Genomic DNA, 20,959 nt, shown 5'->3' on the forward strand with positions numbered 1-20,959 from the left:
TGGGCTTATCAGATGAAGGCTTATTCACAGCGGTTAAAACAAGAACGTATCTTCCAGAGCATGTCTAGAAAAGGTAATTGCCTTGATAATTCAATAATGGAAAACTTCTTCGGACTGCTAAAGCAAGAAATCTATTATGGAGTAGTTTATTATAGTTACGAAGAATTGAAAGCTGAAATAGAGCGATATATAAAGTATTACAACGAACAAAGAATTAAAGAGAAACTAGGATGGATGAGTCCTGTCCAGTATAGACTCAACCTCTTGGCTGCATAAAAACAGCGTAGCAGCCATAAAACTGCTACGCTTAAAAGTCTAACTTTTGGGGGTCACCTCAGATCGACTGCTTTTCTTATTTAGCTCTTAAGCTCTGCCTTATTTTCATACATGCTCTTGTCCGCTCTCTTAAAGACGGCTGCCACATTTTTGTCTCTGGCAAATCTGGAGGCTCCGGCTGCGATCACGACCTTACCTGTGGTCATGTTCTTTTGATTGATCTTAGCGATCTTTTCCATATTTGCTTCCAGATTGTCATAGTCTTCTCCGTCTACTACAACAGCGAACTCGTCTCCTCCAAGCCTGAATACCGGGCTGTGGGTAAAGGTCTTGCAGATGATCTTGCATCCGTCCTTGATATATCTGTCACCGGCCTGATGTCCTTTGGTATCATTTATGATCTTAAGGTTATTGAGATCAAAGACTGCAATGGCAAATTCAGGACATGACCCTTCATCTATCTGATTATTGATGGCCTCTTCCATATCCAGGTAGGCATGCTTATTCTTTACTCCTGTAAGCTCATCGATGTTGGCTTCTTCCCTTGCAGCCATCAGATTGAAGTTATATTCCTGTTCCTTCCTGGTCTCCTTATCAACATTCAAAATTCCCATAATGATGCGGTCTTCGGAATTCTCATGGATAAGGTTTGCTCTTATCTGGACGTATACAGGCTTTTTATTTATCATCAGCCTGTAATTAAGTGTAAAGATACCGTCTTCCTCTATGTGCTTTAGTACATTCTCCTTATTGAGCCTGCTTCTAAAGAGCGCATAATCATCCTCGAAGATGACCCTTTCACCAGCCTTTACGGCCTTATTGAAAAAGTCAGGTCCCTGTTCAGGAGTACCTAAAGTTGTGTAGAATTCCTTGGAGCTGTACAACGCGTATTCATCTGTCGCAGGATCAATGATGTAGATAGCCATATAATCTCCGGAAAGAGCACTGATTCTTGAATATATAAGACTCTCCTCCCTGAGCTTTTCGATGGCTTCCTTCTGTTTCATCTGGGCATCAACATTGTTAACACCAATAATGATCTCATTCTTCCTGTTTCTTATCGCAACAATCTTCATGTTAACATAAACAGGTTCACCATCTCTCATAAGCCTGTAGGTATGTGTAAAAGTGCCGTTCTCCTTAAGGCTCTTTTCGATGTACTCCTTGTTGAAAACATTGAAGAACTCATCGATATCATCCTTATAGAGCTGTTTCTGGGCATCCTTCCTGCATTCTTCAAAGAAGTTATTGCCGTGTCTTTCCACAGTTATTTCACTGTTATAACCATCAGGTGCATACTCTATGAAGTCGCCTGTATCCATCTTTACAAAGTACATATTTACATAGTCCTCAGAAAGAGCACGGGCAACGTAATTGTAGGTAAGGCCTGTATCAGCTTTAGAGCCATCAGAAACAGACAGTATAACAATTGCAACTGCACTGTCACCTGTAATAGGATTGACGGCAACTCTTCTCATGAACAGCTGAATACTTCTGCCATCTTCTGTTATATCATCAATAAAGGTTCTTTTTCCCTCTATAGCACACTGAACGATCGCATTAAGAGTATAATTTCCCGGAATGTTCTCATATTTTCCGACATTAAATGTTCTTCTATCAAGACGTCCCGGGAAGGAATTTTCAAAGAACTTCTTGAAGGATTCATTACATCTGCAAATTGATAAGGTCTTTTCCCCAACCTCTACCAGTACCATTGGCATGGTATCAAAGTAATTGGACAGCTTATCGTCATCCGACTTGGAGATTGACAGATCGTAGAGATTGACATTACCAATCTGAGCATAGTAATCCGTCTCTGCAGGATTTTCGAACATCTCTGCACTTATTGTCACTCTCTTTTCGAATATCTCATCCAGTGAGAGCGGTTTTGCAAATAAGAAGCCCTGTAGCTTCGTACAGCCGATTTCCTTAAGGAACTCCGCCTGTTTCTCAGTCTCCACACCCTCGGCGATAGTCTCAAGTCCAAGAGCCATAGCCATTCTTACAATCTCTGTGACTATGATCCTTCCACTCCTGCTCTCATCAATCTGGCTCACAAAGAGCATATCCAGCTTAATAAGGTCAAATGGGATCTTCAGCAAAATTACAGGTGATGAATATCCACTGCCGTAGTCATCCATCCACACAGTAAATCCAAGCTCTTTAAACCTTTTTATCTGAACGGTCATGTAATCAATGTCGTCTGCCAGGGCACTTTCAGTAATCTCAATGATCAGCTTATCCCTGCCAAGACCTGATTTATCGACACGGCTTCTTATTTCCTCCACAAGATCGCAGGTATAGAAATCGGATCTGGAGAAATTGACAGACTCAGGCACCACGTAAACTCCGTGTGCCATCTGCCCCGTCATTTTTTCAAGAACTTTATCAACCATGTAAAGGTCAAGCTTATATACACTGTTAGCTTCCTCAAGCACAGGGATAAAGTCCTGCGGGCTTATCATGCCTTTCTCGGGATCGATCCATCTTGCAAGAGCCTCTTCATTACAGATATGATCGTTGGCTGCTCTGAAAATAGGCTGATGGTAAACCTGTATCCATTCTTCTTCCAGAGCCCTGTCCAGGTTCTCCACGATATAGCGCTGCTTATCAAGGGCTGCGATCATGGCCTTATCGAAGTAATAAATATGGGCATCATAAGTCTTCTTGTCAGAATCACAGGCAAGCTTGGCCCTGTCACAGGCTGCACTTATGGTGACATCATCGCTGTCATAGTAATAGACACCGACTCTAAGAGGCATTGTTTTGCCGCCGTTGATATTCTTGGACTGTTCGATGATAGTCTGGCAGACATCCTCTACTCCCTCAGAATCCGTGTAGACGCAGAAGTGATCCGCGCTGAACCTACTGCAGTTATTGCTGCTGAAATGATCTATAAGGATTCTTGAAAAAGCTACCAGAAAACGGTCTCCCTCTTCCATGCCGTATTTCTGGTTGTAGCTCTTCATGCCATTAAAATCAAGGAACAGGATAACAGGTGTTCTGCCACTTTCTCTCATGACCCTGCAGCCTTCATTCGCAAGCTCAAAGTAGTTTGTCATTGAAGGGAAGCCCGTCAGATAGTCATAGCTTAAGGTTCTGTTTGCACTCCTATCCATGATGGCAATGCTAAGTGCTGATGCTATACTTCCATCTTCTTTAAATTCCGAACTTTCAACAAATGGGCCGTGGTCCGTGTACCAGCACATCTCAAGCCTTGTGCCGTCTTCTTTGTAGATATGTCTTCCATAGGAGTGAATTATCCTGTACTCACCATGAATCTTGGATCTATAGATTACATCGAAGGGGTCATCATCTTCCAAAAACCTATGAGAAGCATCAGCAATAAACGCCACATCGTCGGGATGAATATCCCTGAACATGTCGTTATCCATCAGATCATAGGTGTCCTGTTTGTTTTCATATCCGTAAAAGTCCAGGAATCCCTTAGATAATAGAATGGTCACCAGACGCTTGTTTATATACTGATATACAGCAAAAGGTACGCTGGTGCTCTCCAATATTTTGAATGTCGTGTTGTCGTACTGATACTTTTTCACTAAAACCCCTCCGACATTTAGATGCACATCATTATCTATATTACATTTTATCACAAACGGTAAACGGGTGACAAAAATTATGTAATAAACTTATTTAAGTCGTCTTAACATGGAAACAGGGAGCGCCATGATGGCGTTCCCTGTTTCCTAAGAGAGAGAGAAAATTATGATTAAGAAGTGTTCGGGAAATCGTAATCAATTTCTCTGCTGAGTTAAAACTCAGTCATCTATATCAAAGCTGATGATCTGACCGGAAGCTACTTCTATCTCATATTCATACTCTACGAATCCAACTCTGAATTCTACTTCGTAAACTTCCATGCCGTCATCACGGTCTTTTTTAACTTTTGTATAAAGAGTGTCTGCCATCTCGTATCCGGCATCCTTTAATGCAATCTCAAGAGCCTGGCTCTTTGTAACTCCGGATGCTACTCCTGCAACCTTCATGGGAGCTACTGTCTTAACTGCTTCAGGTGTTGCTGCAAGTGCTTCTGTCGGTGGAACGATAGGTAATACGATAACTAATGATGTAACAATTGCTGCTGCCAATGCGATAATCTTCTTCATAACTTTTTCTCCTTTTCCTCTGTGGTTTGTGTTGCTTGGTTTGTTTTGTTTTATCTTGATGTAATCTTATCACCGCCAATATCACACAACTGTCACACAAGTTTGTGGAGTTAGTGGGGAGTCAGTGGGGACGGTTCTCTTTGACTCATTTTGCTTTGCAAAACGAGTCAAAGAGAACCGTCCCCACTGACTCCCCAAGAGAACCGTCCCCACTGACTCCCCACTAACTCCACAAACAAAAACCGGAGCCCGAAGGCTCCGGTAAACTCAATCTTCATATCTTGAAACCATATCCAGTATCTCCTGCGTATACTTGGGATACTGTCTTGCCATATCCTCGATCTCAGCCTTGGCGTTGCCGGCTACAATATCTCGGTTGTACTCCATGCGCTTTCTAAGGGACTGGCGCTGTACGTTGAGGCTGTGTCTTATTTCAACTTCTTCGTTGTGATCAAGAAGTGCCTCCACCTGATGGATCCAGATATCAGGATCCTTGACTCTGAAGTGCCTAAGCATATAGACAAGGTCCTTTTGGTTGGAATCAAGAAGTCTTCTCGCATCCTCAACCTTGGCGCGCTCATTTCTCTCCTGGAGATATTTGCCGTACATGTCTGTTAGCTCTTTTGACGTATTCACTCCGTACTTAAGGCAAAGATAATCTATAAGGTTCGTATTGTTGACGTATCTTATCTTGACCTGATTCTGCAGCATGATGAGCCTTGAAATGGACTTGGTCACCACCTTGAGCTCAGATGCAGCATTGCTCTGATGGATATACAGATATGTCACTGCAACTGCCGCAAGAAGGAATGTCACCATGTAGCCGTAAACCACATTAAGTCCCAGTCCGAACTGCAGGAACAGAAGGAAGATCATGATAACCACCAGTGCAATAGAGATTGCGATGATAAGCTTCCTGTCATTCTCCACTGCGGTAAGGATATCGTCCTCCTGGTAAATATATGCTTCACGCTCACTGTCCAGGCGCTTTAAGTCGTTCCTTATCTTTTTCTGGTAATCTTCAGCTTCAGCAAGCTTCTTGGCACCTTCCTTGGCACCTGACTGAAGGCGCTCCATATGCTCAAACTCCGCATCTGTCATGCGGCTCTTTCGTCTGTCAAACTTATCCTGCTGCTCCTGGGACTCTAAGATCTTTTTGGCGCACTCATTGATCTCCGCCCTCTGCTCCGGTGGAAGAGCATCAATCTCCTCCATGTCACGAAGGTGCGAAGTCACATCGTTGTACTCCATTTCCAGGGCTTCGAGTTCTTTTGAAGCTTCCTGCATCTGCTGCAGACAGCTCCCTATATACTCTCTTCTCTGGACCGGATCATCTATATCCACATCCTTTCTGGTATAGACAATGTCGTTCCAGTCCTGGAGCTTGGTCTCTTTTGCCCAGTCGTCGCGTTTATCGCTGCTTTTTAAAATATCAAATAAGCCCATCACTTCACCTTATCTTTTACCAGTTCTTTGTATGTAAGTTTCATCTCATCGGTGATCTCGCCCACCTGATCATAATACTCGTGCATCTTGCTCTCAGCCTTGTAAACAGCCAGGGTCCTGAGCATCAGGTTATCCTTACTTGACGCATAGAGCTCCTCAGCTTCCTTCATCCTGCTCTCAAGCTCCATTGATGCCTCATAGGCTTCGTCTGAATCTGCGATAAAAGACACATATTCCTTATTCGACAGGCTCATCCTGATCGCTGCCAGATACTGCATATAGGATTCCCTGTTTCCACTGTCCTCATATGCCGATTTAAACACGGCTGCTGCCTTGTCGAACAAAAACAGCCTTGCATACATAACGCCCTCGTTGTGCTTGATATAGGCCCGAAGCTTCAGGTCGATGTCGGGAGTATTGTGCAAAAGAAATTCATACTCCTTGAACGCCTGTGTGAACCTGTCATTCTTCATAAGGAAATCCGCACGCTGGAGTTTCTTTTTGTAGACGTCCATTCCGGCGTTGCCTCTAAGGATCTCCTCGGTCTTGTCCACCTCTTTCCTGGTATTATACCCAACGTAATCAAGGATGGTTCCCGCAAGGGAAGCCATGGAGCACCTCTTGGCCGCCATGCTGCGAAGTTCATCGGCAAGCTTCTGAAGGCAGCACTCTGATTCGATCCAGTCAAAGAGCTCTTCGTCAAAGCTATCTTCATCCAAAAGGAACGCATTCTGAACTATGCAGTAGCACAGCTCTTCGATGCAGTACACATTTCTGCCAATCTTCTCTATGTGATATGGATTTTCTGCATATCGTCCTATGCAAAGAATTGGTTTACTCATAAACTATCACACCTCTATTGTCTGCTCCCATACTTTTCCGGTGGCCGGGAACAGCTCACCAAAGCCAAGGTCCGTGACCTTGACATTTACTTCATTCACGCTTCCCATGCTGAGCGCAATGCGAAGTCTTGTAGCCCTCGGAGGTCTCTTTTCAAGGCCGTCCAAATAGAGCTGGACAATCCTCGGAGTCTTGCCTGTAAGGGGCGTTACCTCAATATTCAAAATCCCGCTGGGGTCCATGATTATATCAAAGCTTGTACCGGCCTCATACCAGTTAACACCGGCGTCAAGAAGCGCGTGATAAACTTCCGTTCCGCACTTTAAAAGCTTCATTCCAAGGTTTGCCTTGAGCTTGTCCTCACCAAGGAACACAAACCTGTTTGCATTGCCACTGGGGCGTATTCTCTCCCTTGCTGCGATGCTGGCTCCCTTGCTAAAGAGGTTGTTGCCCTGAAAGACTCTTCTGGTCCTGCAGAGGAATTCAAGGGATCTCTTTGGCCACTTCTCCTTAAAGCCGTCCCCCAGAAGAAAAATCGTTGAAATGATCTTCTCGCCGCAGACCTTCTGCATAATAGTAAGGAACTCGTCATCGAGCCTCTCACAGGTCTTGTGGAAAAGAGCTGCCTCCTTTGGAAAGCCTTCATCAAGCCACAGATCATCAAAGGTCTTGACATCTATAGTTGCAACAACGGGCTTCGTCTTATAATTAAGGTCCATCTCATATACAGAGAGTTCCTCATGGTCATAGTCGCAAGCAAGGACCGTGTGATGAGTAAGGTCCTCGGGCTGATAGAGCATATAGTTGTAGAAGCTCTCTTCGTGGCTCTGGTAAAAGACATTTGGAGTCTTGAGCTCCAGCGCTGTTGTCACAGCATTTAATACCTGTACCATTCTGTGGTCGAGGCTTCTTACGGTAAACATGATCGCATCCACGTTATCAAGAGAAACTTCCATGGACAGAAGAGATAAGCTTCTTTTCACAAACAGGGTCAAAAGAGCTATCGGATCATACTCGGTGTTTCCCACAGCAACAGGCTTTCCTTCCTTGGCTGCGGCGATAAGTCCGCTCACCTCGTATCCGTCACCGTCATCGATGTGCCTTACGGCTTCTTTGCCGTAGAACCACTGATTTACGTCCTTTCTCTTGCAAAGGATCGTGGGAATATTATAAAGTTCTGAGCCGGCCAGTACCGAGAGAGTCTCAGGCATATCTGCATCAGATGCCAGATAGCTTATCTGAGAGACCTTCTCTCCCAGATCATATCCCAGCACAAAACGCCTTGTATCAGAATTTCCAAACAACATAAAATCTTATCCTTCCTCACTCAGCTGCTGATCAAGCGGGGTGAACAGTTTCTCGCAAATGTATTTCTTCTTGTAGTACTCACCGATCAAAGCATCCACGGTATCATAATCCTGAAGGGTCTCACCTATCATGATGTCGTTGATCAGGCTGTATCTTGATGCTGTACGTCCTCCTGTGATGTCACTCTTCTGGATGGTTCCGCTCTCGGTTAAAGCTCCCTCTTCCCGGCCATCCTCGGTGATGTAGTACTGCATCTGCTCTCCGAAGAAGAGAATGAACTCTGTGACATAGATGCCTTCAAACATCTCTTTCATCTCGGCTGCTTTGTACTCACCAACCGCATCATCATCGAGTCTGTAATGAACGATACAGTGTCTTCCGGGAACAGACCTGTACTCTATCATGGTCTTATCAATAAACTGCACCATATCAGGAAGCAGTTCCTCGTACTCCGAATAAAATGGGAAGAATATCTCTTTTGAAAGAAGCTCCCTCATATAAGAGGCAGCAACCTTCTCGTTGATCTCCTCATCAGACCGTTTGTCCGTAGCGTAATAGCGAAGATATGCCAGCTTGCACACCTCAGCCAATCTCATGTTTTCAAGAGTAAGCTTTTCTGTACGGTCGAATATATATCTGTCGATGACTGTGCCGTGAACGAAGTAGTCATAAGCACTCTGAGTTATGAAAGCCATCTCGATGTCTGTATTGGCTCCGCTGCTTACATAGTTTCTGAACACATCGATCTTCTCGCCGATGTAGGAGCCGCTAAAGAGCATCTGAACAAGCATTCTCTCAGCAAGGTTGTAGGTATCAAGACCAAAGGACTCGGATGCCTTCCAGATGTCCCTCATCTCCTTGATGGTTCCGTTATATCCGGAAATCAGGTAGCTAAGGAGCTGTTCGTCGTACTTGCCGTTTACAAAGGAGTAGTGGGCAATCTCAAGCTCTTTTGCCCCAAAATCAAGCATGCCCCTGTCAAGTAACCTTACACACAGGCGCAGTATTACCTTGGCATCTATGCCGTAGGTGCCATATTCCTTGACCCATTCAAGTGCTCTCTCATAAAGCCCTGCCATTACCATGAGTTCCAGGATCTCTCCGCGCTCAGTAGTTGTGAGGTCTTCAGGACTTATATCAAGCAGATACTCAGTGAGCTGCCTTGTAAAATCATTGTCATAGTAGAAGTGAACCAGGTTCCCTCTAATCTCGTTCCTGCAGCTCTTGCGCACCAGTTCTGAGCCGGCAAGATCTCGGTATCTGCCGACGTTGTCCATATCGATGGTGTAAGCGTTCTTGCCAAGGTCGCACAAAAACAGATCCAGATTCTCTTTTCCCTTCTGGATATACGGAATCGCATAAGAAGCAAGCTTACCGGGAAGCATGAGCCTTATGTTCGTGTATGGAATGCTGGAGGCATATCTGTTGTCCTCGTGATCAGTCAAAAGAACTGCATAGTCGCTGCCATAAAGCGGAACGAAGGCTTCTCCGTCTACTACCGGGTAGCGCATCTCTCTTTCGCACTTGTCGTAGACTACGATCACGCCGCTTACTCTTTTGTCCGGGACAATGATCTGTGAGGTATAAAGAACTGATAGCACCTTGGAAGCATTGGCAGCGTCAACCATCTGTCTTGTGAGAAGGTTCTTGTAAAGATAGCCAAGGTCCTTGGAAACTCTGCCCTTGTCCAGCTGTGCCATGAGGTACTTCTCGATCTGAGGCACGTATGACTCGTAGAGCTCAGGATAATCCTCCCTGTGCTCGTGGATATATCTGTAAAGTATTGCGTTCTTGTCGTATTCAAGGTCGCTCTGGTACGAGAAATACATCAGTACCATCTTATTTATCTCGCATGGAAGAAGCCCATCTTTATCAGTGTAGATGGACATCATGTAGTACTCGTAGAGCCTTGTTATTCGAAGTTCTCTCTCAACGCCCTTTCTGTACCACTCAAAGGCGAAGTTATCGGTCTTACCACCCTTGATAAGGAGTGAGACGATGGACTCAAGGACCTCGTCGTTTTCCTTGATCTCGTAGCAGGTCTTAAGGATCCTGAAGAGCCTCTTGTCAAAGTTGCGGACACGGATAGCAAGATAAACGATCTGATCGATCAGGTTTAAGCTGATAATCTGCCTCTTGGCGCCGTACTCAAGGACGTATAGCTCGTATTCATCGAGGTGAGTCAGGATGGAGGGTGAATCATTTAAAAGATTCATAGCCTCCAGGTACAGGATCGGACTTCTGCAGCCCAAAGTAAACTGTTCCTCAAGCATCATCCACTTTCTGGGGCTGCTGGTAGTGTACTCATCCGAAATGTATTGTAAGAGCCAGGCAATTCGCCAGTTGTCAGGATTTCTTCTAAAGATTCCCTCAAGCCTCTCGGAAACGTCATTTATGAAGGCATCCTCTCTGCTGCAGAGAGTTGTCAGGTAGAGATAATAGCTGTAGAGTGTATCCCCCGGAGCTTCCAGTGCCTCTTTTGCCGCCTGATCAAGTATCCACTTGCCCTCGTTGGTCCTTCCGGCTGTGATGTAATAATGAGCTGTGTAGAGCCTGACCTCTAAGTCCTTGTCGTCTATGGCATTCATCTTGGCAATAATCTTGCCGGTCTCAGACAGCCATGCCCTTGAAGTGATCTTCTTGCAGCTGAAGTTCTCGTAAACCTTGACCAGCTCTACCGTGAGTTTCTTCATCTCCTGATAGTCGGCTTTAAGGTGCCTCTGCTCCAGCTCAACAGATACGGTCACGGGAAGCACTACCTTCACAAAGTTATTGTGGAAAGTGATTCTGCCGAAGTTGTTGCCCTCATGGAGCTTGTCTGTGCGCAGCCTTACCTTGAGTCTGCAGGTAGAACCGGTAAAGTCGTCCTCTCCGATCTCGTATTTATCCAGGGTAATGAAGTCACCATCTACATCCACGAAGAGATGTGTGTATCCCCAGCCGTTTCTTGTAAGGATAATGCCGTGCTCATGGGAAAGACCAGTGAAGTCTATCTGAAGCTCCTCCTGATCCGGCATGAACTGGACAGGCTGTTTCTTGTTAATGGAAATCAGGAACTCCTCAACGTTCTGAACGTTGTCGCTGCCCATGCAAAGGCCTCTGTAGAGGCTCTCATACTGGGCATCGTTTCCCTTGAAGACAGAAATGAAGTCACGGGAATAAAAGAGGCTTACCGCCTCATCCCAATTTGTCTTGGCTAAATTTGCAAAATGAAACAGATTCTTGATGTCACCGAGGCTGGATGCAATGTGGTCCAGACGCACAGTAGCTACGAAAGGAAGAACAAATTCTCCCTGATTGGATATGATCTTAAACTGCCCCTTAAGAACATCCCCCTGGGACATTCCCTTGGCACTGAATCTATAAGAAACCTCGTAAGGAGATCCCGAAAAATCTCCTGTGAGGACTTCCATTCTGATCTCTGTTGATGAAACCTTGCCGTAAATCGGCGTATTCTCAGGTCCAAATATGGTAAAAGAGCCCTCGATAATCTCTCCGGGCTCTAAATTCAGCTCAACACGGCCCGTTGAGAAGTCCAGGCTTCTCTGGGCATACATATATTTCCCCTGTAAAAGCTGATCAATAATTTCTCTCACGACTCACCCCAAAAAAACAATTTATAGTGTTAAGTATACCATAAATTTACTCAGTACGGAGTGCTTCTATAGGATCAAGATTTGCTGCTCTCTTGGCGGGATAAATGCCGAAGAACAGACCAATGGCGGTTGAAATGGCAACGACTGCAAGTACCAGAAGCGGATTTACCGAGAACGAGAAGCCGATTATCTTACAAATAAGGAAAGATACACTTATTCCAAAGATAATTCCTATGATTCCGCCGGTAAAAGTCAGGATTGATGCCTCCGCAAGGAACTGGGTAAGAATTGAAGATGTCCTTGCTCCGAGGGACTTCCTGATTCCGATCTCTCTTGTTCTCTCAGTAACGGAAACCGTCATGATATTCATAACCCCGATTCCGCCTACCAAAAGAGATATCGCTGCAATTATGGCAACTACTGATGTGATGATGTTAAGAATACTGTTGGTGGTCTGATCAAAGCCTGCGCCGGATGAGATCTTTACACAGTTCTCTCCCCTGAGCTCCATGATATTTTCAACAACTGCTCTGGTCTGACCCAGAACTGCATCCTTATAGTCGCTGTCCAGGTATATCTTGAATGAACTGAACTGTTTATCCACATCAAATTTATAGGCTTCGCATAGACTTGTATAAGGAGCGTTTGCGCCAATGATCGTATCCTCGCCAAAGCTTGCATATGCAACATCCAAAGGAGTATCTTCTCTTACTCCGACTATGGTAAACTCCTGTGTGATATCATATGCCGTAATCTCCAGAGTCTGTCCGACTACCTCTTCATAGCCGAATACAAGATTTGCAAACATCTGGCTTACTACAAGGACTTTCTTGCCGTCTTCCACATCTGCTTCATTGTAGTATCTACCGTGAAGTATTTCCATACCCGAAGCATACTGTGAGGCAGTATCTCCGCCATCTATACTCACGTCATAAATTTCCTGCTTTTTTCCTTTGGTATTTCCCCATACAGAAAGAGAGGGCGATACTCCGTAGATGTTATCAATGTTTTCTTCTATGTTCTCAAACTGCTGTCTGGTAAAGGTCTTATCTGTCTTGGTGTCATCCAAAGAAACTGTTATTGTAGCAGCTCCCAGGGAATCAATCTCACTGTTGACAGTAGCCTTCATGCCATCGCCTATGATGAGCACGATAAGTACCGCTGAAATACCTATGATGATGCCAAGCATGGTAAGAAATGATCTTCCCTTGTTGGTGCGTATGCTTGACAGAGCACTTTTTATATACTCTCCAAATGTTCCCATTAAACTTTCCTTTGCTGCGTCTTGATCATAAGCGAAGTGCGTCGATAGGTTTCATCTTGGCTGCCTTCCTGGCGGGATAGATTCCGAAGAAAAGACCTATCATCACCGAGAAAAATGCTGCTCCAAGAACCGATGTCGGCGTAATGATAACGTCAAAACCAATGGCTGTGCAGATCACATGGGCAACTATTATTCCAAGTATGATACCCACTATTCCTCCAAGGAGCGTTAGGATCGCAGCTTCTGCGAGGAACTGCGTCATTATGGCTCCGGTACTGGCTCCAATTGACTTTCTTATTCCAATTTCTCTGGTCCTCTCTGTAACTGACACCAGCATGATATTCATAACACCGATTCCACCTACAATCAGGGAGATGACCGATACCAGAAGAAGGAAACTCTGGGCATAGCCAAGGATCTGATTGAGCTGCTCCGAAAAGTCAGCCATACTCTGAGCGGAAAGGGCTGAAGAACCTCTTAAGCCGTGGGCATTGACCAGGATGTCTTTTGCCGTCTGAACCGATTCAGACAAAGTTTCCTGTGCGTCAAAGAGCATCAGCTGAGTGAAATTCTCGGTATCATAATCAAAATCCGCACCCAGTGCTGTGTAGGGCACTTCCAGCTGCGCATAGTAATCCTGGCCTTCCATGATGAACTGATACATTTCATTCATGTGATCACGAAGGCCAACAATAGTGTAAGTGGCTGTCTTTCCATAGATGGTAAGCTCCACCTCAAATCCTATTACATCTTCGGTTCCAAAGAGTGTCTTGGCGTCATCAAGAAGCATTACACAGACTCTCTGTCCCGATTCCACCTGCTGCCTGGTAAAGTACTGCCCCTTAACTATTTCATTACTTAAGGAGTACTGATATGCCTCGGAACCGCCGCTAACTACAGCTGAAAAAGTCCCTTTTCTGCCTTTAATCTTGCCATAGCCGGTTAGATTCGGGGAGACTCCCTTTGCATTCGGAAGCGCCTCCTCAATTGCATACATGTCATCTCTGGTAAGTCTCTCCGAGGTCTTGGTGGTATTTATGGACAAAATGCCGTAGTTGCCGGCAAGATCGTTAAGAGAGCTCTTAACAAAGCTGCTCATGCCGTTTCCAAGGGCAACTACCGCAATAACCGCTGCAATACCGATAACAATACCAAGCATGGTCATAAGGGTTCTGTAGCCATTACCTATTATCTGTTTAATTGCACTTTTTAAATACTCTGAAAATTTTCCCATTATCTTACTGTGCTACTACAGTCATTCCTTCTGTGAGCAGGCTTACATCCGATGTAATAACCTTATCACCAACTTCAAGTCCTTCTGTGATCTGAGCATCTGTAGATGTTGAAATTCCGATCACAACGTCTTTTCTCTGTACTGTGTTGTCTGCTGCAAGCACATATACATAATCGCCTGTTGAATCTGTCTGAACATACTCATAAGGAAGAACGATGGTGTTGTCTGCCTTCTGAGCATGGATCTTATTATTTGCTTCAACTCCGAAAATAATATCCGAATCGGGGTTTGTCACCTTGATAACGGTATCAACCACCGCTACACCGTTGGCGTTCTTGGTGGCATTTCCGGAAATCTTTGTGACTTCGCCGTTATATGGCTTTCCGTTTATTGTTACATCAACCTTCTGTCCGAGTGAGATTTTTGGAAGATCACTCTTTGAAACCTGGATGGTAACCTGCACATCCTCAAGATTTGCTATGGAAAGGATCTGCGCTCCGGCTGCCAGAGTCGCACCCTCTGCAACATTTGCGGGGATTGCTGTAACAACACCGTCAAATTCGGCCTTTATACCTTCCTTGGCCGTTTCAATCTTAGAAAGTGTATCTCCCTGATTGAGCTGTGTTGTATCAAGGGCTGCCTTCTGAGCGGATAAGGTACCTCCGCTGACCTTTAAGCTGCGTGCGGAAGTAAGACGGCTTGCTTCATCGGTAAGTGCCGTGATCTGATCTTGCCATGCAATGATCTCAGGATCTCTTGTGAGAGCTGCCTGTGCATCAGTGAGCGCTTCCTGTGTCTGAAGATACATCTCATTTCCGTCGCTGTCTTTTCTGTCGTAGTGATTGTAGCCTTCTGCACCATCGCTTACTCTGTTCTGGTTGTAATCCATCTGAACCTTGGTAAGCTCGTCTATTGTCTGGCTGATCCTGTTCTTCTTTTCAGTTATCTGCTTCTGAATAGCTTCTTTTTCATTAGTTATCTGATCGATCCTGTTGTTGATCTGATCCAGAGTCATATTCTGTGCATAGTTCTCAGCTGAATCAGCTATTGTAGCTCCTGCAGCTGTTGCACTGTATGTGCCCTTAGCCTGCTTGATCGCAAGCTCAGCGTTCTGCTGTGCAAGATCAAGTGCTTCTGTATCATAGGTTAAGAGCTCATACCCCTTTGAAACCTTATCTCCGACCTTAACATTAAGCTTCTCAATAGGTGCTGTAACATCCGAGTAGTAGTTTTTGGTCTCACCACTCTGCACGGTACCTGAGATTGAAAGAACGTTCTCAATACTTCCAAGAGCTACATCCTGAGTTTCAACCATGACAACCGCATTCTTGGCTGCATTTATGCGATAGATGACAAAGGCTGCGATCAAAAGAGCTGCTATTCCGATCACAGCATATCTCTTCTTAAATCTCTTTTTCTTCTTGGCAGTATCAGCAAGATCTGTCACATCGTAATCGTCGTAGACCTCCATATCCGCACCGGTGGTCTCTTTGATTTCATTATTTGCTTCAGGGATCGCAGTAACGCTCTCCTGAATCTCCTTATTCTTGTTTTCCTTCTCAGACATCAAAATTCCTCCATAAACTTTCATTAACAAAACTTTTTCTATATTCAGATTTCATCTTTGTAATCAGGATTTGCAATATCACTCTGGATCATTCCGTCGGATATGGTTATGATCCTCTTGGCCTGCTTAGCTATGCCGGGGTCATGAGTGATTATGATAACGGTTCTTCCCTCATGGTAGAGCCTTTTTATTATCGTGATGATCTCTTTTGTCGAGCCGGTATCAAGGTTACCTGTGGGCTCATCCGCAAGAAGAATCGGCGGTGCCTGGGCTATGGCTCTTGCTATGGCAACTCTCTGCTGCTGTCCACCGGACATCTCGTTTGGCTTGTGAGTCATACGCTTTGCAAGACCTACGCTGTTCAGCGCTGCGCTTGCAAGTCTTACTCTCTCCTTCTTACTTACTCCTCTATATATAAGAGGAAGCTCAACATTTTCAAGAGCAGTAAGTGAAGGAATCAGGTTAAAGCCCTGGAATATAAATCCAATCTCTCTGTTCCTTACATCGGACTGCTCGTCATCTGTCATGTGCGATACATCCTGACCATGCAGGAAATACTTCCCACTGGTGGGAGTATCAAGGCATCCGAGCATATTCATAAGAGTAGACTTACCGGAACCGGACTGTCCGATTATGGCAACGAACTCGCCCTCGCCTATGGTCAGAGACACGTGGTTCAGCGCCCTGACTTCGTTCTCACCGGGATTGTATATCTTGCATACATCCTTTATCTCTACAAGTTTCTTCATAATTCTCCTCAATAATATAGATTGTGTACAACTCATTATTGTACTTCATTACTATGATAAATGAAAGCGTAAACGTTTACAAACTTATGAAATTTTTATGAAATTCGCTTTCCGTATTGGAAAGTTTTTTATATACTAATTGTACAAATAGTGTGTTAATATTCCTTATATAGCCCTGTATCATTAAGTCATAACAAAGAACTGCTCACGAGAGCACAGAGAAAGAAGGAGAAAGTTATGACAAAGATGGTAAATTTCAAGACTATGATCAGCAATTTCACAAACGGATTTTCAGCTATTAAGAGCTACGACCAGGAAAGCTACAGAAATCTCATGAACGGCGGTTTCAACTACTCAATGAGATCAAGAACAATAATGTAAAAGAGGTTGCGATGCAATTAAAGCTATCAGAAAACATCAAAAAGCACAGAAAAGAAATGGGTCTGACCCAGGAAGGACTCTCTGAAGCCTTTGGAGTGACCATAGGCGCAGTTTCCAAGTGGGAGAACGGCAACAACGTTCCGGATATCATGACTCTTATGGAGCTTGCAAACTTCTTCAATGTCTCAGTCGATGAACTACTGGGCTTTGATCTGTCCTCCAAGAATATCGATGACATGGTTGATTCCATAGAAGACCTTTATCATGCCTACAGATTTGACGAGGCAGTGAGCGAAGCAAACAATGCGCTGGTACGCTATCCGCACACCTTCAAGATACTGTACTGCTGCGCAGAGCTCTTTTTCCTTAAATATACAGAAGGCGACGACGATAAAGATCGCGATACAGCCATAAGCCTTTACCAACGCAGCATGGAACACCTTTCGCAGAATACAGATCCGCATATTAGCGAGTACTCCATACGTCGAAGGATTGCAAAGCTCTATACCAAAAAGGATCCTGAGAAAGCTCTTGATGAGCTAAAGCAGATCAATTACGACGGCTGTAACGACAGTTCCATCGCCTCCGTCCTTATGAACTCCGGCAAATTTGAGGAGTCGCTAAAGTACGGGACTATGGCCATAATCAGGATATGTGCCGATCAATACGGGGTGATCACCAACATGGCCATGACACTTGCAGCAAGCGGCCGTAAAAAAGATCTTGAAAAAGCCATAGAACTGGCTGATATGAACATAGCTCTCACCAAGCTCTACAGTAAACCCGGGCAGGTCACATATTTTCACAAACTGCAGACCATCATGCTGCTCCTTAAGTCCTGGTGGCTCTCCGCTCTTGGCGACGACACAGCTATGAAAGCCTGTGTAAAAGAGATGTGGGATTTGGCAAATCTTTATGACAAATCAGCAACAAGTAACGAACTCTCCGGCAGTGTGAGATTTTATTTTTCTGAAGATAAAGCTTACTCCTTCGACTCCACCGGCGCCGGAGCCGTGTCAGGTATTGAATCCATGTTTGAAGATGACCAGAGCGTAGTAACCGCCAAGATATACAAATACATGGGTAAAGTTATAGATGAATGGAACAAGTTAAAAGAGGCCACCTGATTTTATTCAGGAGACCTCTTGATTTTTGCTTTACTTCATTTTGAGTTAGCCCTGGGAGATTGCATCGATCTCTTTTAACTCTTCCTCTGAGAATGTGATGTTCTCAATTGCCTTGATGTTGTCAAGGATCTGTGAAGGCTTGGATGCTCCGACAAGAACTGATGTAACATAGCCGTCCTTCAGAATCCATGCAAGTGCCATCTCAGCAAGAGTCTGTCCGCGCTTTGCAGCGATATCGTTGAGGGCTCTTACCTTGGCAAGGACGTCCTCATTGATCCTGTTCTCCTGAAGGAATCTGCCGTCTGTGCGAACTCTGCTGTCCTTAGGAATTCCCTGAAGATATCTGTCGGATAAAAGACCCTGCGCAAGAGGTGAGAAGCAGATGATTCCCTTGTTCAGCTCTTTTGCCTTCTCTTTGAGACCGTTCTTCTCGATGGTTCTGTCGAAGATGTTGTAGCGGTTCTGATTGATCACAAACGGAACATGAAGGTCAGTCAGAATTGCTGTTGCCTTCTCAAGTGTAGGGCCGTCGTAGTTGGAGATGCCGGCGTAGAGCGCCTTTCCGCTTCTGACGATCTGTGCAAGAGCCTCCATGGTCTCCTCAAGAGGTGTCTCGGGGTCTGGTCTGTGATGATAGAAGATATCTACATATTCAAGGCCCATTCTCTGAAGGGACTGATCAAGGCTGGCGATGAGATACTTTCTGCTTCCCCAATCGCCGTAAGGTCCCGGCCACATGTAGTAGCCTGCCTTGGTTGAAATGATCATCTCATCTCTGTAAGAAGCCATATCCTCTTTTAAAATCTTGCCAAAGTTTCTCTCAGCACTGCCCTCTGCAGGACCGTAGTTGTTGGCGAGGTCAAAATGTGTGATACCGTTGTCAAAAGCAGTAAAGCACATCTGCTTCATATTCTCGAAATTTCCTGTATCACCGAAGTTGTGCCAAAGTCCAAGAGACACTGCTGGGAGCTTAAGGCCGCTGTTTCCGCAGCGATTGTACTGCATCTTTTCATATCTGTTTTCGTTTGCTGTATACATGGTAAACCTCCCTTATCTATATACAATTTTATTTCTTTTTTTGATTCTTTACAAAGCTTAATACTTAAAGTACACTTGAAGTCAACAACATTTTTCGGAAAACTTTTTCAGGAGGCAAAAATGACATATACAATAGCGCAGATATCAGAGAAATTCGGCGTTGCAGCATCCACCCTGAGGTATTATGAAGACCTTGGGCTTCTTAGAAATGTAGAAAGAGCTGAGAGCGGACACAGAATTTATTCAGAGGACCATATCGGAAAACTTGAGGCAATAAACTGCTTTAAGAAGGCTGGGATGTCCATCAATGAGATAAAAGACTTTTTTGAATATGAAAAAGATGAAGCAAAAAGTATCGATGATATGATGAGTCTTTTAAAAAGACGAAGCGAGATCATGCTGGAAGAATTCGCAGAGGCTTACGAGTCCTATGAACATATTCTCAAAAAGCTTGACTACTACGGCCATATCGAGAAGGCTCTCAAGCAGGGAAAAGAGCTGCCGAAGTGGGCAAAGTTTGATAAAAAAGACTATCACAAAAAAGCTCTTGATACTATTTTAGACAGGATAAACTAACTGCTTTTCGGAGGATAATTATGGAATCATCTATGACAAAGGGTAGGCCTCTTACTCTTTTACTAAAGTTCGTTCTCCCTATATTCTTAGGGTTTATATTTCAGCAGTTCTACAACATGGTCGACACCGTTATTGTAGGAAGATACGTATCTCCCACAGCTCTTGCGGCCGTTGGATCCACGGGAACGATCATGTTCATGATCATGGGACTTGCAAACGGAATGACAACAGGTTACACGGTGCTGATCAGCCAGAAGTACGGCGCGGAGGATTATGAAGGTGCAAGAGTTGCCTTTGTTAATGCGATCCTATTAGGAATCATCAGTACCGCAGTGGTTACTGTAATTGCGCTCTCTGTTATGCATCCGCTCCTTAGGCTGATGAATACACCTTCTGATATTTACAATGATGCTTATGCTTATATCTCCACAATCTGCGCAGGAAGTATTGCGCTTATTGGATATAACCTTCTTGCAGCGTCCTTAAGAGCCATCGGAAACAGCAGAACTCCGTTGTACTTTCTGATTTTCTCAGCTCTTTTGAACATTGTTCTTGATCTGGTATTTATCGTAGTATTTCATCTTGGGACCTTTGGCGCTGCGCTGGCGACAGATCTTTCTCAGGCAGCTTCTGCTGTCCTTTGCATGTTCTATATTGTAAGAAAGGTTTCCGTACTTCGCCCCAAGGCCAGGGACTGGCATCTGCACAAAGAGTATTCACTCAAGCAGCTCAACATCGGTATTCCCATGGCGCTTCAGTTTGGTATTACCGCTTCAGGAACAATGGTTATGCAGTCTTCCATCAACATCTATGGATCAACTGCCGTTACAGGATTTACTGCAGCAGGCAAGGTTGTAAACCTTATGACTGCAGGAATGCCGTCTATCGGCCAGACAATTGCTGCCTATGCAGGACAGAACTTCGGCTACGGCGATCTTGACAGAGTAAATCAGGGCACCAAGGATGCCATGAAGATTGCTGCTGTGTACTCTATCATCAACGGTGTCCTGAGCGTTGTTCTTCTTCCGGTGATCATCGGATTCTTCTTTGATCCCGGTGTTAATGTAGCATCTTACCTGCCCTATGCAAGAGCTTATGTATATGTCAGCGTTCCTTTCTACATTCCGCTGGCTATGATCTTTATCTACAGGAATGCAATGCAGGCCTGCGGATATGGTAAGACTGCTCTTATGCTGGGCATTGTGGAACTGCTTGCAAGATTTGGAACTGCATTTCTGTCAATGAGACTCCACAGCTTTAATATGGCTGTTGCAGGTGATGCTGCTGCCTGGGTCACAGCAGGAGTGTTCTCCATTATTCTTTATGCCTTTGTAATGAAACAGCTGCGCGAAAAGGCCGCATAACTATATCTTGTATTTCGTATTATTTTGAGCTACTATATGATGTAGAAGTCAGTGGTTCAGTTTGGT

The 20,959-nt window shown here is 44.6% G+C and carries 16 protein-coding genes; 5 read left to right on the forward strand and 11 right to left on the reverse strand.

Annotated features, from left to right (window positions below; genetic code table 11):
- A partial coding sequence (locus tag G589_RS0106170) for an IS3 family transposase (protein WP_026521472.1) occupies positions 1-276 on the forward strand: 276 nt, incomplete at its 5' end.
- An 80-nt stretch (positions 277-356) separates the two neighbouring features.
- Here the strand turns inward: G589_RS0106170 and G589_RS20995 are convergent.
- The 10 genes from G589_RS20995 to G589_RS0106225 form a co-directional block, all read right to left on the reverse strand.
- The gene (locus G589_RS20995) at positions 357-3,836 is read right to left on the reverse strand and encodes an EAL domain-containing protein (protein WP_051192217.1); all 3,480 of its coding nucleotides are present in this window, start codon (positions 3,834-3,836) and stop codon (positions 357-359) included.
- Between the two features lie 219 nt (positions 3,837-4,055).
- Complete coding sequence (locus tag G589_RS0106180; RefSeq protein ID WP_026521473.1) at positions 4,056-4,403, reverse strand: PepSY domain-containing protein; 348 nt, start codon at positions 4,401-4,403, stop codon at positions 4,056-4,058.
- A 267-nt stretch (positions 4,404-4,670) separates the two neighbouring features.
- On the reverse strand, positions 4,671-5,849 hold the full coding sequence (locus tag G589_RS0106190; protein ID WP_022768536.1) for a hypothetical protein: 1,179 nt from the start codon (positions 5,847-5,849) through the stop codon (positions 4,671-4,673).
- On the reverse strand, positions 5,849-6,691 hold the full coding sequence (locus tag G589_RS0106195; RefSeq protein ID WP_026521474.1) for a hypothetical protein: 843 nt from the start codon (positions 6,689-6,691) through the stop codon (positions 5,849-5,851). Before G589_RS0106195 ends, G589_RS0106190 begins: the two co-directional genes overlap by 1 nt.
- A gap of 6 nt (positions 6,692-6,697) precedes the next feature.
- The gene (locus tag G589_RS0106200) at positions 6,698-7,996 is read right to left on the reverse strand and encodes a DUF5716 family protein (protein ID WP_026521475.1); all 1,299 of its coding nucleotides are present in this window, start codon (positions 7,994-7,996) and stop codon (positions 6,698-6,700) included.
- Positions 7,997-8,002: 6 nt separating this feature from the next.
- The gene (locus G589_RS0106205) at positions 8,003-11,593 is read right to left on the reverse strand and encodes a DUF5717 family protein (protein ID WP_155832505.1); all 3,591 of its coding nucleotides are present in this window, start codon (positions 11,591-11,593) and stop codon (positions 8,003-8,005) included.
- A gap of 46 nt (positions 11,594-11,639) precedes the next feature.
- A complete protein-coding gene (locus G589_RS0106210) occupies positions 11,640-12,857 on the reverse strand; it encodes an ABC transporter permease (RefSeq protein ID WP_026521477.1) in 1,218 nt (405 codons plus the stop codon).
- A gap of 25 nt (positions 12,858-12,882) precedes the next feature.
- Positions 12,883-14,091 (reverse strand): ABC transporter permease, encoded by a 1,209-nt coding sequence (locus tag G589_RS0106215; protein WP_026521478.1) that lies wholly within the window; start codon positions 14,089-14,091, stop codon positions 12,883-12,885.
- A gap of 4 nt (positions 14,092-14,095) precedes the next feature.
- Positions 14,096-15,658: an efflux RND transporter periplasmic adaptor subunit gene (locus tag G589_RS0106220; RefSeq protein ID WP_026521479.1), complete on the reverse strand. Its 1,563-nt coding sequence runs from the start codon at positions 15,656-15,658 to the stop codon at positions 14,096-14,098.
- 44 nt (positions 15,659-15,702) lie between these two features.
- Entirely contained in the window at positions 15,703-16,407 is a 705-nt protein-coding gene (locus G589_RS0106225) for an ABC transporter ATP-binding protein (protein ID WP_026521480.1), read from the reverse strand.
- Between the two features lie 237 nt (positions 16,408-16,644).
- Here G589_RS0106225 and G589_RS21850 point away from each other — a divergent pair, with 237 nt between their 5' ends.
- Together G589_RS21850 and G589_RS21000 are read left to right on the forward strand one after the other, a co-directional pair.
- Complete coding sequence (locus G589_RS21850; protein ID WP_155832506.1) at positions 16,645-16,788, forward strand: hypothetical protein; 144 nt, start codon at positions 16,645-16,647, stop codon at positions 16,786-16,788.
- An 11-nt stretch (positions 16,789-16,799) separates the two neighbouring features.
- Entirely contained in the window at positions 16,800-17,915 is a 1,116-nt protein-coding gene (locus G589_RS21000) for a helix-turn-helix domain-containing protein (protein WP_026521481.1), read from the forward strand.
- Between the two features lie 45 nt (positions 17,916-17,960).
- On the opposite strand, the gene G589_RS0106240 is transcribed toward G589_RS21000, so the two are convergent.
- A complete protein-coding gene (locus G589_RS0106240) occupies positions 17,961-18,953 on the reverse strand; it encodes an aldo/keto reductase (RefSeq protein ID WP_026521482.1) in 993 nt (330 codons plus the stop codon).
- Positions 18,954-19,073: 120 nt separating this feature from the next.
- On the opposite strand from G589_RS0106240, the gene G589_RS0106245 reads away from it, so the two are divergent.
- Entirely contained in the window at positions 19,074-19,529 is a 456-nt protein-coding gene (locus tag G589_RS0106245; RefSeq protein ID WP_026521483.1) for a MerR family transcriptional regulator, read from the forward strand.
- A 20-nt stretch (positions 19,530-19,549) separates the two neighbouring features.
- Positions 19,550-20,893 carry an MATE family efflux transporter gene (locus tag G589_RS0106250; RefSeq protein ID WP_026521484.1) on the forward strand — a complete coding sequence of 448 codons (1,344 nt, stop codon included), beginning with the start codon at positions 19,550-19,552 and terminating at the stop codon, positions 20,891-20,893.
- Positions 20,894-20,959: the final 66 nt, after the last annotated feature.

The sequence above is a fragment of the Butyrivibrio sp. VCB2001 genome (assembly GCF_000423965.1).
GTDB lineage: Bacteria > Bacillota > Clostridia > Lachnospirales > Lachnospiraceae > Butyrivibrio.